The following is a 13203-nucleotide window of genomic DNA, read 5'->3' on the forward strand; positions in this document are numbered from 1 at the left end:
CGGCCGGACTTAGCCCGCGACCGGGGAACGCCAGTCGTCGGAACCGGAAGTACCGGAGACTTCGTGGGTCCAGGTGATTTTGCGGTAGGTGAAGTGCACGTCTTCCAGGTGGGTGAAGTGCGAGTTCGATGGGTCCTGGCAGTTGTGCATGTAGTCTTTGATGTCGACGATGATCGCGTCTTCCAGGGTGGTGGTGTAGTAGTGCTCCTGGGTGCCGGCAGCGGAGGTGCGGTACCACTGGATTTCGATCTTGGTCAGACGCTCACCGGAGGTCAGGGCAGCCAGCAGCAGTGGCGAAGCCTTGTCGAATACTTTGGTGATGACTACGGGTTTGTGCACGCGCTGGCCGGTTGGCTGGCCGGACTGCGGGTCACGCGGGATGATCACTTCGTGCTGGAAACCCTGAACCATGACCTGGTCTTCGTGGCCTTCCTGATAGGTGTTGCCAACGGAGTCAGCGGTGAAGGCACCGGCGGTGATCAGACCTTGTTTGGTGCCGGTGATGGACATATACGCTGGTGTAGCCATGGATGCTCTCCTTGCTAAAAAATAAAGGTGCCCGGTGGGACGAATCGCCCGGTTGGGTGCCCAGGTAGATATCAAGGAGCGTGCCAGGAGCTGGAAGCGCCTTATGGATCAAGGGCTTCAGGTGATTTTGGAAATCGGTGAAAGGATTTCCCGGGCGAAAGCCGCTGAAAGTGCGCAACTTCTTGCGCAGTGCTGTGCAAGAAGTTGCGCACTCGGCTGTATGGCATGGTTTATAAGGCCCTTGAGCATCTGCTCACAGAGTTATCCACAGTCCAGTGCGCAAGAAGTTGCGCATAATGGCCATGGGCCTTGTCAGGCGGAGGTCGAGGTGCTTCCCGTGGGTATCGGTTGTGGCGCCACGGTTGTCGACTGCGACTCCCGGTAGCTGGAGGGGCTGAATACCCGGGTCAGCACCAGCATGGCCAGCACGGTCAGGATCAGTACCCACCAGGCGCTGATGAAGCTGCCGGTGAGTTCCCGCAGCCAGCCGGTCATCCACGGCGACACGGCGTTGATCAGGAACCCCACCCCTTGCACGAAGGCCGTCAGTTGCCCGGCTTCCCGTGGGTCGCGACGGTGGTCGAGGGTAAGGATCAGGCTCAGGGCGAAACAGGCGCCGAGGCCGAAGCCGATCAGCGCCACCCACAGCTGTGGGGCCTGCAGCGGCCACAGCACCAGGCCGCCGAAACCCAGGGCCTGGGCGCTCAGGCTGATGGCGAGCAATGGCCGGCGGTCGTTCTGGCGCTGCGCCAGGGCAGGCATCAACAGCGCGGCGATGACCTGGAAGATGGTCATGAACGCCAGCAGCGAGCCGCTCTGGGTCGCGCTCCAGCCCAACTGCAGGTAATAGGCCGGCAGCCAGGCGACCATGCTCATGTAGCCGCAGTTGACCAGGCCGAAGTACAGCGCCAGCAACCAGGCCCGACGGTTGCGCCACAGGCTGATGGAAGGGGCGTTGAGGCGCTGCCCCGGCCCGGCGAAAGGCAGCAGCCACCACAACAGCAACGCCGCCAGCGCTGGCAGCAACCACACGCCGAGCCCCGCCTGCCAGTGGGCGAAGTGCGTGGCCACATGCGGGCTGAGCAGCGCCGCGAGGCCGCCACCGCCCATCAGCGAAGCCGAATAAATGCCCATGGCCAAGGCCACCCGCTGCTGGAACTGGCGCTTGATCAGCGCCGGCACCAGCGCCTGGATCAAGGCCACGCCGGCACCGCCAAGCAGGGCGGTAGCGAGCAGGGCGCTGGCCTGGTTGCAGAGCAACCGCGCCAGGCAGGCGCAGAGGATCATCAACAGGCCGAGGGCGACGCCGCGCCGTTCTCCCAGGCGGGCTTCCAGGCGCACCCCGAGCAAGGCCACCAGGCCCATGCAGACCACCGGCAGGCTGGTGAGCCAGGCACTGCTCTGGAAGCTCATGCCGGTGGCGCCACGAATCTCCATCAGCAACGGGCTGATGGAACTGATGATCGGCCGCAGATTGAGCCCCAGGGCGATCAGCAGGGCCCAGCCGCCGAGGCGGCGCAGGCGCGACTCAGCGAGCGGCATGACGGGCCTGCCAGTCGCGGTAGATCTCGTTCATCGCCGCTTGTGGCAGGTGTTGCACCGGCAAGCGCTGGGCCGTCAGGGGCTGGGCCAATTGTTCGTAGATCGCCGCCGTGGACAGGCCGAAGGGCGCGGCGCTGGCGTTGTCCGCGGCGAACACCGCGCGCGCCACACCGCACAGATACATGGCGCTCAAACACATGGGGCAGGGTTGGCCGCTGGCATAGATCACGCAGCCGTCCAGGCGTGGGCCGAGCTGCTGGCTGGCGACCCGGATGGCCAGCAGTTCGGCGTGGGCGGTGGGGTCCTGGCTCAGGTGGATCTGGTTGACCGTTTCGGCCAGCACCTGGCCGTCGTGCACCAGTACCGCGCCGAATGGCCGGCCACCGGCCGCGACGTTTTGCCGGGCCAGTTCGACGGCGCGTTGCAGGTAATCCTGATCGTCTTTCATGGGGGCTCCTTGAGGCAGAAGTCAGGACGCGCCGGCGTCCCGCAGCAGTTTGGCGATGGCGGTCTGGCCGCGTTTTTCCGCCTGTTGCAGAGGGCTCAGGCCAGCGTTGTCCGGCAGGTTCAGGTCGGCGCCGGCGGCGATCAACTGAGCGACTATCTGCTGGTGCGCCGGGCCGCCATCGGCCAGCACTATGGCTTCCATCAGGCAGGTCCAGCCCAGGCGATTGACGTGGTCGAGGTCGACACCGGCCTTGATCAGCAGGCGCACGGTGTCGACATGCCCACGCTCGCAGGCCGGGATCAGCGCGGTGCCGCCGTAGCGATTGGTGCTTTTCAGGTCGGCGCCATGGGCCAGGGTCAGTTGCAGGATCGCATTACGTCCGCTGGCGCCGGCCAGCAGGTAGGGGCTGTCGTGGATCAGGTTCTTCTGGTTGACGTCGGCGCCGGCCTCGATCAGCGCCCGGGCGATCTCGACCTGGTTGGCGGCGGTGGCCAGCAGCAACGGGCTGCTGCCGTCCAGGCCGCGCACATTGACGTCCGCGCCTTGCCGCAGCAGCGTCTGCACCTTGGGCAACTGCCCGTCGCGGACCGCTTCGAGCAGCTCGTTATCCTTTGCCATCACCACCCCCACCACGAACAGACAGATCGCCAGGACAGCGTGTTTGCAAGACAGGTAACGCATGGCATCAGGCTCCCTGTGCGGTAAATGAACGCCGAGTATGGTCAGGTCCTGATGTATTCTGAAATTAAATATAATCATGCCAATCAGTGGCATTAAGAATGGTACTGCCATGTTCGATCCTGTGCTGCTGCGCAGTTTTGTCGCCGTCGTCGATTGCGCCAACTTCACCCGCGCCGCCGAGCGCCTGCACCTCACCCAGTCCACCGTCAGCCAGCAGGTGCGTCGGCTGGAGGAGAGCCTGGACTGCCAGTTGCTCGACCGCGACCAGCGCCGGGTGGTGGCCACCGCCGAGGGTGAACGTCTGCTGGGGTATGCGCGGCGCATCCTGGCCCTCAACGAAGAGGCCAGCGATGTCTTGCTGCATCAGCAGAGCGAAGGCGTGTTGCGCCTTGGAGTGCCGGAAGACTTCGCCGCCGAGCGGCTGATGCCGTTGTTGTCGCGCTTCGGCCAGGACCATCCCGGCGTGCGCCTGGAGGTCACCAGCGGGCTGGGGCCGGAATTGACCCGTCTCTATCGACGTGGCGAATTCGACTTGTTGCTGGTCAAGCAGATGGGCGCCAGCGACGACTGCCTGGCGTCCTGGCCGGAGCCCCTGTGCTGGGTCGACAGCCGCGCCACCCCGGCCTTCGGCCGCGATCCATTGCCGCTGGTGGCCTTCCCGGTGGGCGGGCTGTATCGCCATGAAATGCTCCATCATCTCGAAGTCGGTGGCTGGCGCTGGCGCATCGGTTACTCCAGCGCCAGCCTGGCCAGTGTCTGCTCGGCGGTGGCGGCGGGGCTGGGCATCAGCCTGCTGCCGGTGCGGGTGGTGGCCGCCGGGCACCGCATGCTCGATGGCGCAAGCGGTTTGCCAGACATCCAGGGCGTGCGCCTGGCGCTGTACGGCCGCAGCGGCCTGAGCCGCGCGGGCAAGGCCCTGGAAAACCAGCTGCTGGCGCTGTGCGAGAGCCAGGCACTGAAGCTCTGAACACCCTGTCCAGGGTTCGCCGAGCAGGCGCGCTTTACCGGGTGCGCCTGGTCCCTTGATCGACGTCTGGTTGGTCTCTTTTATTTCGCCATTGCTATCGCATCGCCCCGGTTTTGCCGTGGCGATGCAATGCCTTTGACGAATATTTTCAATGCTCGCAAAGCATGGCCTTTTGACTCCTTCCCTGCAGCCCTTGATCCGCGCGGCCTGGCGCGAGATGGCGGCTTTAAATATGCGATTTCGATCTATCCATAACTTCAAAGATTACTTTCGGAGATAAGTGTCTGGCGCCAATCATTCAGCCCTCGACGCTGCTCCAGGGGAGTTCGCAGGTGCGGGTCGGGTTATTCGCTAAAGACTGTAGGGAGTTAATCAATGGGCAATGTCCAGACCGCCGCCAGTGCACATGAGGTGCTGTGGCGTCAGGCACCGAGCGGCGATTTGGTCGATCTCGGCCGGCCGCATCGCTTGCCGTTGGGCCAGTTGCGTTTGCAGAAGGCACCCAAGGCCGGGCTGCGGCGGCGCGAGGCGATCGCCCTCGGGGTGATCGCCCTGGTCTTGCACGGTGCGGTGATCTACTGGATCAGTCAGAAGCCGACCCCGGTATTGCCGATCGTGCCGCCGGAAATTCCGCCGATGACCATCGAGTTTTCCCGGCCGGCGCCGCCGGTGGTCGAACCGCCGCCACCGCAGCCGGTACAACCGGTGGTGGAGCCGCCACCGCCGGTGGAGGACGAACTGGCGGTCAAGCCGCCACCGCCCAAGCCGATCCCCAAGCCGAAACCGGTCCCCAAGCCTGAGCCCAAGCCGGCGCCGAAACCGGTCCAGCAACAGCCCGCGCCGCCACAACCGGCCGCGCCTGTCGCCGCTCCGGCACCGCCCGCGCCACCGGCCCCGGCGCCCGTGACCCCGGCTTCGGCGAACGCCGCGTACTTGAAGAACCCGGCGCCGGAATATCCGTCGCTGGCCCAGCGTCGCGGTTGGGAAGGCACGGTGCTGCTGCGGGTGCATGTACTGGCCAGTGGCAAGCCCGGCGAGATCCAGATTCAGAAAAGCAGCGGTCGCCAGCAACTCGACGACGCCGCGTTATCGGCAGTCAAGCGTTGGAGCTTCGTGCCGGCCAAGCAGGGTGATGTCGCCCAGGACGGCTGGGTCAGCGTACCCATCGATTTCAAGATTCATTGAGCCTGCGCCAGGCGCTATCGCGAGCACGCTCGCTCTTACAAGGGTTATACAGAGGGACACATCATGAGTTTATTGGCATCTCCACTCGAATCCATCGAAAGCGCGGTGATCTGGCTGCTGGTGGTGTTTTCCGTGGCCACCTGGGGCCTGGCCTTGCTCAAGGGCGCGCAGTTCGCCCGTCTCAAGGCCCAGGATCGCAAGTTCCATAAACAGTTCTGGGCCGCCTCCAGCCTCGACTCGGCGGCCGAATTCAGCGAAACCCAGCCCGGCGCCGCCGCTCGCGTGGCCCAAGCCGGTTATGCGGCGATCCAGGTCGGCGAGGCGCCCCATGCGGCGGACCTGAGCCAGGCGATCAATCATCAGGACCGCCTGGAGCGCGCCCTGCGCCAGCAGATCGTCCGTGAGCGGCGTTCGCTGGAAACCGGCCTGGCGGTGGTCGCCAGTATCGGCAGTACTTCGCCCTTCATCGGCCTGTTCGGCACCGTGTGGGGGATCATGGAAGCCCTGAAAGGCATCAGCGCGGCGGGCTCGGCGAGCCTGGAAACCGTGGCCGGGCCGATCGGTGCGGCATTGGTCGCCACCGGCGTGGGGATCGCCGTCGCGGTACCGGCGGTGCTGGTTTACAACTACTTCCTGCGGCGCCTGAAGCTGACCGCCGCCGACCTGGATGACTTCGCCCATGATTTCTACAGCCTGGCGCAGAAGAGTTCGTTCCGCGTGCTGATCCACCCGGCCGCGCACAAGGCCGCGGCCCAGGGCAGCGCACAGAAAGTGAAGGAGGCGTCCTGATATGGCCTTCTCGACCCAGGACAGCGATGAGGTACTCAGCGAGATCAACGTCACGCCGCTGGTGGACGTGATGCTGGTACTGCTGGTGGTGTTCATCGTCACCGCGCCGCTGCTGACCAACGCGATTCCGATCAACCTGCCCAAGACCGAGGCCGTGGCCCCGGTGGAGCAGAAGGACCCGCTGGTGGTGAGCATCGACGGCGCCGGCAAACTCTTTATCAACAAAGACGAGATCCAGCCGGACCTTTTGGAAACCAATCTTCAGGCGGCCAAGGCCAAGGACCCGGAAGTGCGCGTGCAGCTGCAGGCGGACGACGGGGTCAACTACGGCGAAGTGGCCCGTGCCATGGCCTCCATTGAGCGTGCCGGTATCACCAAGCTGTCGGTGATCACCGCCCGCTGACCCAGTGTTGTAGCCACGACTTTTCAGGCCGTCTCCTTGGCAGGGTGCGGCCTTTTTTTTGCCTGCGATTTGGCCAGGCGCGGTTGCCTGGACGGCCGCCATCGCGCGCAAGCTGCGCTCCTACAGGTCCGTTGCCGCCCCCACCACCACGCCATCCCCGCTTCCGTAGGAGCGAGCGGGCGGCGATCCGACGTGCCCGCGATGCCGGAGCCGCGGTCTGCCGGCCTGAATCCCAATGTTCGTACAGGCAGGGTACAGGTGAGATTTAATATTCTTTATGGGTCTTAATAAATAGCTTCTTATTCCTTAACGAATATAACTCTCGTCCCTATACTCGATCGGGAACAGACACGCAGGAGAGCTCCCCATGCGCAACGAATCAATTCGCTACCTGATTGTGCCGGGCTGGCAAGGATCGCCAGAAGATCATTGGCAAAGCCACTGGCAGAACAGCCTGCCGAACAGTGCGCGGGTGGAGCAGGCCGACTGGCTGACGCCCCGGCGCGAAGACTGGGTCGCGGCGCTGGCCGAGGCGATTGCCGCCGACAGCACCCCGGTGATCCTGATTGCCCACAGCCTGGGCTGCATCACCGTCGCGCACTGGGCCGCCCACGCGCCGGTCAGTGCCTTGCGCCAGGTGCGCGGTGCGTTGCTGGTGGCGCCGGCGGATGTCGAGCGTCCGGCCTGCGCGCCGGCGCTGCGCAATTTCGCGCCGATCCCCAGTGACCTGTTGCCGTTCCCGAGCCAGGTGGTCAGCTCCGACAACGACAGCGCCATCAGCGCGCCGCGGGCCCTGGAGCTGGCCCGCCACTGGGGCGCCGAGGCGGGGATCCTGTCCGGTGCCGGGCATATCAACGTCAAGTCCGGTCACCAGCGCTGGGAGCAGGGTTTCGCTTATCTCTATCGCCTGCAAAACCGCATGGAACAGCATTCCCTGCGACGCGCCTGATTTTTTCTTTTTGTTAAACGCCCCCGCCTGCAAGCGGATTTGGGCGGGAGTCTGCCATGAGTCTGCATGAGTCTTTCGGTCAGCCGTTGCTGACCTTTCCCGATGCTGAAAAAAGCCCGTTGAGCATCCGCGCCAAGGCGCTGGTGTTCGTCGATCCCCGTTCGCGGCAGTTGCGCCAGGAGCTGGAACAGCTGGCGCCGCGTTCGATCTCGGTGTTGATCCGCGGTGAAACCGGCAGTGGCAAGGAGCTGCTGGCCCGGCATATCCACCGCGCCAGCGACCGCAGCGGCCTGTTCGTCTCGGTCAACTGCGGGGCCATCAGCCCGACCTACGCCGACGCCGAACTGTTCGGCTACGCCGCCGGCACCTTCAGCGGTTCGGCCAGCAGCCGCGCCGGCTGGTTCGGCTCGGCCAACGGCGGCACCCTGTACCTGGACGAGATCGGCGACTTGCCGCTGCCGATCCAGATCAAGCTGCTCTCGGCCCTGGAAAACCATGAGGTGACCCGGGTCGGCGCCCATCAGCCGAGCCCGGTGGATGTGCGCCTGGTGGCGGCCACCAGCATCGACCTGGCCCAAGCGGTGGCGGCGGGCAAGTTCCATGAGCGGCTGTATCACTACCTGGGCGAGGGGCATCTGGAACTGCCGGCGCTGCGCGAGCGAGTCGGCGACATCCTGTCGTTGGCCGAATACTTCCTCGGCATCTACAGCCAGCGCCTCGACCTGCCGGTACCGCTGATCAGCGAGGCCGCGCAGCAGGTGCTGGAGCAGCACGGCTGGCCAGGCAACACCCGCGAGCTGGAGAACGTGATTCACTTTGCCCTGCTGGTGAGCAGTGGCGAGGAGATTCTGCCGGAGCACCTGAACCTGCCGCCGCAGCTGTCGCGGCTGGAGCTGGTGGACCAGCAATTGAAGGGCCTGATCGCGGACGGTTCCGCCGCCGAATTGCAGGCGCTGAAACACCTGCTCAAGCAGCACGGCGTGATCTGAAGTCCCCTCCCATTCCTGATTCGTGCAGCGGGCTGCTTTCTGTAGCCGCTGCCGCAGGCTGCGATCGGCTGCGCAGCGGCCGCCCATACGACTCCGCAATCTCTTTGAAGGCAGCCTGGAAACCTGGCGAGCGCTGCGCGCTCGTTCGCAGCCTGCGGCAGCGGCTACAAGGGCATGCGCAGCGCCTCAGATGCGAGCTAGAGCGGTTCGATTCTGTATGAACAAAATGGAATATCAACGTGAATAAAAGATATTGTTAAGGCATAAAAAATCCCGGTATTGTCCGCTCCACGCCAGAGATAGCACTTCGCTGGCACCTTCATTACAAAAAGCCGTCGTCACTGACGACTCATAAGGACACTGCATGAAAAAGGTTCTGTTGTTCACCGCACTGGCGGCTGCCCTGACTGCCGGTCTGGCCCAGGCTGGCGAGAAGCTGGTAGTGGCGGCCACCCCTGTGCCGCACGCTGAGATTCTCGAGCTGATCAAGCCAACCCTGGCCAAGGAAGGCGTGGACCTGGAAATCAAAGTCTTCACCGACTACGTGCAGCCGAACGTGCAGGTCGATCAGAAGCGTCTGGACGCCAACTACTTCCAGACCCTGCCGTACCTGAAGAGCTTCAACGAAGGCAAAGGCACCAACCTGGTGACCGTGATCGGCGTGCACGTCGAACCCTTCGGCGGCTACTCGAAGAAAGTCAAAAGTCTGGCCGAGCTGAAAGACGGCGCGACCATCGCTATTCCGAACGAAGGCAGCAACAGCGGCCGCGCCCTGATCCTGTTGCAGAAGGCCGGCCTGATCGAGCTCAAGGACCCGAAAAACGCACTGGCGACCCCGAAAGACATCGCCAAGAACCCGCACAACTTCAAGTTCAAGGAACTGGAATCGGCCCTGCTGCCACGCGTGCTGGACCAGGTTGACCTGGACATGATCAACACCAACTACGCCCTGGAAGCCGGCCTGAACCCGGCCAAGGATGCGCTGGTGATCGAGGGCGCCGATTCGCCTTACGTGAACTTCCTGGTGGCCCGCCCGGACAACAAGGACAGCGCCGCCATCCAGAAACTGGCCAAGGCCCTGACCAGCCCGCAAGTGAAAGAATTCATCGAGAAGAAATACAGCGGCGCGGTATTGCCAGCGTTCTGATGAACTACGCTTAAGTCGTACAAACCCCTTCAAGGTTTAAACGCCGATGGCTCCTACAGCGTCGGCGTTTTTTATTGCCCGCGTTACAGCGACATTCGCCCATCTTCTGTAGGAGCGAAGCTTGCTCGCGATCCAGGCGCCGCGGTATCGGCAGGGCCGTATATTCAGGAAGGCTTCATGGCCCGGCACAGCGCCTTCAGCCATTTGACGATGTCCTGCGGATCGAGGGGTTGCGGGGAGTCGAGGTCGGTCATTGTTCTTATCGTCCTTGTAAGTGTCTGGCCCGTTGAGGTCGGGTGCCGGTTGTCCGTTCCATGGAGGAGGATCAGAAAGATCCCTGACGGCGTCAGAAAAGTAGCCGGCCCAGGCGCGCATGGCAAACCCCGCAGGTTAGTTTTTTGGGTGATATCAATATGCTTTAACGGTATTTAAATTATTGTTTTTATAGCTTTAAAGTCGACGCCTGCCGGGTGGTTTACCCACCGCCCAATGGACTGCATCACCGCCGCTGTACCCCAGTGGCGTCCAGGATTGCCATGACCCTCGACTACGCCTTTATCCTCAGTACGCTGCCGGCTTTTCTCAAGGCTGTGGGCGTGACCTTGCAGGTCGGCCTGATCGCCATCGCCACCTCCCTGCTGGTGGCCCTGATCAACGCCACTATCCTGGTGTTCCGCACCCCTTACCTGCAGCGCCTGATCGGGCTGTACGTGGAGCTGGCGCGCAACACCCCGCTGCTGATCCAGCTGTTCTTCGTCTACTTCGCCCTGCCGGCGCTGGGGCTGAAGATTTCCGGGTTTGCCGCGGCGATCATCACCATGACTTTTCTTGGCGGTGCCTACCTCACCGAGGTGCTGCGGGCCGGCGTCGAAGCGGTGCCGACGGCCCAGTTGGAGTCGGGCCGCTCCATCGGCCTGTCGCACTGGCAGCTGCTGCGCTACGTGATCCTGCCGCAGGCGGGGATCCTCAGCCTGCCGTCGCTGTTCGCCAATTTCATCTTCCTGCTCAAGGAAACCACCGTGGTCTCGGCGGTGGCGGTGCCGGAGATTCTCTACACCACCAAGAGCTACATCGCCCTCTACTACAAGACCTACGAAATGCTCGCCGTGCTCACGCTGATCTGCGTGCTGCTGTTCTTGCCGCTGTCGCTGTTGCTCAGCCGTCTGGAAAGGAGGTTGCAGCATGGCCAGTTCGGGTCTTGAGCTGCTCTGGGTGTCCTTGCCGCAACTGGGCAAGGGCGCCGCGCAGACGTTGTCGATCTCCCTGCTGAGCATCGCCTTCAGCACCGTCGGCGGCGTGCTCTACGGCGTGCTGCGGACCCTGGACAGCAAATGGCTGAACGCCGTGCTGCGCCTCTACCTGGAGCTGTTCCGGGCGATCCCGGTGCTGGTCTGGCTGTACCTGCTGTTTTTCGGTTTTCCGATTTTCTTCGGCATCAGCATCCCGAGCTTCACCTGCGCGGTGCTGGTGCTGTCGCTGTGGGGCGCCAGCGAAGTCGGCGAGGTGGTGCGTGGCGCCCTGCATTCGCTGCCCCGTGGCCAGCGCGAGGCGGGGCTGTCGATCGGCCTGTCCGACCCGCAGCTGTACGGCTACGTGCTGCTGCCCCAGGCGCTGAAGCGCATGACGCCGCCGACCATCAACGTCTACACGCGGATCGTCAAGACCAGCTCGCTGGCGGTGCTGATCGGCGTGGTGGACGTGATCAAGGTCGGCCAGCAGATCATCGAGCGCACCTACGAGTCGGTGCTGATCTACGGCGCCCTGTTCCTGTTTTTCTTCTTTATCTGCTACCCGCTGTCGGCCGCCTCGCGCGTGCTGGAGCGGCGCTGGACGCAAGCATGAGCGCACTGATCGAGTTCCAGGGTTTCAACAAGTTTTTCGGCGAGCAGCAGGTGCTCAAGGACGTCGACCTCAAGGTCGCCCAGGGCGAAGTGGTGGTGATTCTTGGCCCCAGCGGCTGCGGCAAGTCCACCTTGCTGCGCTGCCTCAACGGCCTGGAAAAAGCCCACAGCGGCCACCTGAGATTCGCCGGCCGCGAGCTGCTGGACAAGGCCACCGACTGGCGCCAGGTGCGTCAGGACATCGGCATGGTGTTCCAGAGTTACCACCTGTTCCCGCACATGAGCGTGCTCGACAACATCCTGCTCGGCCCGCTCAAGGTGCAGAAGCGCGACCGTCGCGAAGCCCGCGCCCAGGCCGAGGCGTTGCTGGAGCGGGTGGGCCTTCTGGACAAGCGCGATGCCTTCCCGCGTCAGCTCTCCGGCGGCCAGCAGCAACGCATCGCCATCGTCCGTTCGCTGTGCATGAACCCGCAGGTGATGCTGTTCGACGAGGTCACCGCGGCGCTGGACCCGGAGATGGTCAAGGAAGTGCTGCAAGTGATCCAGGGCCTGGCCCGGGACGGCATGACCCTGCTGATCGTCACCCACGAAATGGCCTTCGCCCGCGCGGTGGCCGACCGCATCGTGTTCATGGATGCCGGGCGCATCCTCGAACAGCACCCTCCCGAGACCTTCTTTACGAACCCGCGGACCGCACGAGCGCAGCAGTTCCTGGAGAAATTCTCCTTCGTTGAAGCATTGCCCAAAAAAGCACCTACAAAGGAACTGGAGCTCTTATGAAAACTGCCAAGTCTTCGCTACTGCTACTCCCGCTGTTCGGCCTCGCGCTGCTGGCCGGCTGCGATAAATCCGCCGAGGCGCCCAAGCCCGCGGCCACAGCCAGCGCCGCGCCGGCGGCCGGCTACCTGGACAAAATCAAGGCCCGCGACAAGCTGATCGTCGGCGTGTTCACCGACAAGCCGCCGTTCGGTTTCGTCGACGAGACCGGCCGTTACGTGGGCTTCGATACCGATATCGGGCGGCAATTCGCCAAGGACCTGCTGGGCGACGAGAACAAGGTGGAGTTCGTCGCGGTGGAGCCTGCCAGCCGCATTCCGTTCCTGCAGAGCGACAAGGTCGACCTGATCCTGGCCAACATGACCGTCACCCCGGAGCGCAAGGAAGCGGTGGAGTTCACCAACCCCAACCTCAAGGTCGCGGTGCAGGCTTTGGTGCCTAACGGCAGCGAAGTGAAGAACCTGGATGACCTGGCGAGCCGCACCACCATCGTTACCACCGGCACCACCGCCGATATCTGGCTGACCAAGAACCACCCGGACTGGAAACTGCTGAAGTTCGAGAAGAACTCCGAGTCCCTGCAAGCCCTGGCCAATGGTCGTGGCGATGCCTATGCCCAGGACAACCTGATCCTGTTCAGCTGGTCCAAGCAGAACCCGGGCTACCGCGTACTGCCGCAGACCCTGGGGGAGCAAGCGCCGATCGCGCCGGCGGTGAAGAAGGGCAATATCGAGTTGCGTGACTGGGTCAACGCCGAGCTGGCCAAGCTGGGCGAAGACAAGTACCTGCTCAAGCTCTACGACCAGTACGTGCGCAAGGAACTGAGCGACGACACCAAGCCGGAAAGCGTGATTGTCGAAGGGGGCAAGTGGCAGGGGTGATTTAGCCTGAACGATTGAGGCGCTCTTGAGTACGTCATCGCGGGCAAGCCTCGCTCCTACAGACACATGCGTATGC

Annotated in this window: 15 protein-coding genes; 11 read left to right on the forward strand and 4 right to left on the reverse strand. The window is 63.6% G+C overall.

The window, feature by feature from the left end; translation table 11 throughout:
- Positions 1–9: 9 nt before the first annotated feature.
- The 4 genes from C4K38_RS01200 to C4K38_RS01215 form a co-directional block, all read right to left on the reverse strand.
- Complete coding sequence (locus C4K38_RS01200) at positions 10–528, reverse strand: Hcp family type VI secretion system effector (RefSeq protein WP_007925756.1); 519 nt, start codon at positions 526–528, stop codon at positions 10–12.
- Between the two features lie 312 nt (positions 529–840).
- Positions 841–2070 (reverse strand): CynX/NimT family MFS transporter, encoded by a 1230-nt coding sequence (locus C4K38_RS01205; RefSeq protein WP_053276959.1) that lies wholly within the window; start codon positions 2068–2070, stop codon positions 841–843.
- Entirely contained in the window at positions 2057–2518 is a 462-nt protein-coding gene (locus tag C4K38_RS01210) for a nucleoside deaminase (protein WP_053276960.1), read from the reverse strand. The genes C4K38_RS01205 and C4K38_RS01210 overlap by 14 nt, the downstream gene beginning before the upstream one ends.
- Before the next feature lie 21 nt (positions 2519–2539).
- Entirely contained in the window at positions 2540–3199 is a 660-nt protein-coding gene (locus C4K38_RS01215) for an ankyrin repeat domain-containing protein (RefSeq protein ID WP_053276961.1), read from the reverse strand.
- A 109-nt stretch (positions 3200–3308) separates the two neighbouring features.
- On the opposite strand from C4K38_RS01215, the gene C4K38_RS01220 reads away from it, so the two are divergent.
- The 11 genes from C4K38_RS01220 to C4K38_RS01270 all read left to right on the forward strand — a co-directional run bounded on the left by C4K38_RS01220 (position 3309) and on the right by C4K38_RS01270 (position 13127).
- Positions 3309–4166 carry a LysR family transcriptional regulator gene (locus tag C4K38_RS01220; protein ID WP_053276962.1) on the forward strand — a complete coding sequence of 286 codons (858 nt, stop codon included), beginning with the start codon at positions 3309–3311 and terminating at the stop codon, positions 4164–4166.
- 375 nt (positions 4167–4541) lie between these two features.
- Positions 4542–5351: an energy transducer TonB gene (locus tag C4K38_RS01225; RefSeq protein WP_053276963.1), complete on the forward strand. Its 810-nt coding sequence runs from the start codon at positions 4542–4544 to the stop codon at positions 5349–5351.
- Between the two features lie 63 nt (positions 5352–5414).
- Positions 5415–6140 carry a MotA/TolQ/ExbB proton channel family protein gene (locus tag C4K38_RS01230; protein ID WP_053276964.1) on the forward strand — a complete coding sequence of 242 codons (726 nt, stop codon included), beginning with the start codon at positions 5415–5417 and terminating at the stop codon, positions 6138–6140.
- Between the two features lies 1 nt (position 6141).
- The gene (locus C4K38_RS01235) at positions 6142–6543 is read left to right on the forward strand and encodes an ExbD/TolR family protein (protein WP_009041659.1); all 402 of its coding nucleotides are present in this window, start codon (positions 6142–6144) and stop codon (positions 6541–6543) included.
- 367 nt (positions 6544–6910) lie between these two features.
- Positions 6911–7492 (forward strand): alpha/beta hydrolase, encoded by a 582-nt coding sequence (locus C4K38_RS01240; protein WP_025808481.1) that lies wholly within the window; start codon positions 6911–6913, stop codon positions 7490–7492.
- A 56-nt stretch (positions 7493–7548) separates the two neighbouring features.
- A complete protein-coding gene (locus tag C4K38_RS01245; protein WP_053276965.1) occupies positions 7549–8481 on the forward strand; it encodes a sigma 54-interacting transcriptional regulator in 933 nt (310 codons plus the stop codon).
- Positions 8482–8845: 364 nt separating this feature from the next.
- Positions 8846–9628 (forward strand): MetQ/NlpA family ABC transporter substrate-binding protein, encoded by a 783-nt coding sequence (locus tag C4K38_RS01250; RefSeq protein ID WP_053276966.1) that lies wholly within the window; start codon positions 8846–8848, stop codon positions 9626–9628.
- Between the two features lie 536 nt (positions 9629–10164).
- Complete coding sequence (locus C4K38_RS01255) at positions 10165–10830, forward strand: amino acid ABC transporter permease (RefSeq protein WP_007925334.1); 666 nt, start codon at positions 10165–10167, stop codon at positions 10828–10830.
- Entirely contained in the window at positions 10811–11470 is a 660-nt protein-coding gene (locus C4K38_RS01260; RefSeq protein WP_053276967.1) for an amino acid ABC transporter permease, read from the forward strand. Before C4K38_RS01255 ends, C4K38_RS01260 begins: the two co-directional genes overlap by 20 nt.
- Positions 11467–12249, forward strand: coding sequence for an amino acid ABC transporter ATP-binding protein (locus tag C4K38_RS01265; RefSeq protein ID WP_053276968.1), 783 nt, complete (start codon positions 11467–11469; stop codon positions 12247–12249). Before C4K38_RS01260 ends, C4K38_RS01265 begins: the two co-directional genes overlap by 4 nt.
- Positions 12246–13127 carry a transporter substrate-binding domain-containing protein gene (locus tag C4K38_RS01270; protein ID WP_053276969.1) on the forward strand — a complete coding sequence of 294 codons (882 nt, stop codon included), beginning with the start codon at positions 12246–12248 and terminating at the stop codon, positions 13125–13127. The genes C4K38_RS01265 and C4K38_RS01270 overlap by 4 nt, the downstream gene beginning before the upstream one ends.
- Positions 13128–13203 lie beyond the last annotated feature (76 nt).

This window comes from Pseudomonas chlororaphis subsp. piscium (assembly GCF_003850345.1).
Classification (GTDB): domain Bacteria; phylum Pseudomonadota; class Gammaproteobacteria; order Pseudomonadales; family Pseudomonadaceae; genus Aquipseudomonas; species Aquipseudomonas piscium.